This is a genomic window from Moorena sp. SIO4A1 (genome assembly GCF_010672065.1).
Classification (GTDB): Bacteria; Cyanobacteriota; Cyanobacteriia; order Cyanobacteriales; family Coleofasciculaceae; genus Moorena.
Window position 1 is genome coordinate 1 of sequence record NZ_JAAHHX010001019.1, and the last position, 1,079, is coordinate 1,079.

General features: G+C 44.0%; 2 protein-coding genes. Both read left to right on the forward strand.

Going from position 1 to position 1,079, the window contains the following annotated elements; all coding sequences use genetic code 11:
• Positions 1 to 822, forward strand: an 822-nt coding sequence (locus F6K53_RS44920; protein WP_293087578.1) for a transposase, incomplete at its 5' end; no start/stop codon positions are given.
• Positions 813 to 1,079, forward strand: coding sequence for a hypothetical protein (locus F6K53_RS44925; RefSeq protein WP_293087581.1), 267 nt, complete (start codon positions 813 to 815; stop codon positions 1,077 to 1,079). The genes F6K53_RS44920 and F6K53_RS44925, both read left to right, overlap by 10 nt.

The window sequence follows — 1,079 nt, forward strand, 5'->3', positions numbered from 1 at the left end:
AAGGGTAAATGGGACTTGTGGAGATTTGATAAGAAGCAAATCAAGAGGGTTAGGATAGTTCGACGGGCTGATGGATACTATGTCCAATTATGCGTACAAGCTGACAACAATGAGACCTTAAAGCCCACCAGTAAAAACGTCGGGCTAGATGTAGGGCTAAAGGATTTCTACACCGATTCCGACGGTAATACTGAACCTAACCCCCGTTTTTACCGAACTGGAGAAAAGCGGCTAAAATTTTATCAGCGGCGGGTTTCCCGAAAAAATAAAGGCTCTGCCAACCGAAAGAAAGCAATTAATAAACTAGGCAGGATGCACCTTAAAATAAGTAGGCAACGTGAAGAACATGCTAAGAGACTAGCACGTTGCGTAATCCAGTCTAACGACTTGGTCGCCTACGAAGATTTGAGGATCAAGAACTTAGTTAAAAATCACTCTCTTGCTAAGTCTATTAATGATGTAGGTTGGTATCAGTTTAGGAAATGGTTAGAGCATTTTGGGACTAAATTTGGCAGAGTGACTATTGCAGTCAACCCTGCCTATACTAGCCAGAATTGTTCTGAATGTGGCGAGGTAGTAAAGAAGTCCCTATCGACTAGGACTCACCTTTGCAAGTGCGGTTGTCAGTTGGATAGAGACCACAATGCGGCCATCAATATACTGGGGAGAGCCTTGGGTACTGTGGGGCACACAGGAACTTGGATCTTAGATCCGAACGCTTGCAGAGAATCGACCTCTACTCTTCCTGACTCCGGTCTGGTTGAGCAAGTTGGCTCGTTGAAGCAAGAATCCCCGCGTCTAATGACCGGGGAGTGTCAATAAGTGTTAGTCTGACCTTGCCAATGCTCCTGAACTTAGGTCAGAGTCTCACGGATACCCAAATACTAAATTATGGTAAAGTTAGCCATCATACACCAACAGGTCGAAATTTTCAGGGTAAACTCAATAGTCAAAACCCACCTTCGTTATCCTTGGCCAGCCGGGATGAAGCAAAAGACCAAGAACAAAAGTGTCAGTGGCTAGACATATGTACAGAATTTAAGGGTGCATCTTTATTGGTTAGCAAAACCCTTTTTTAA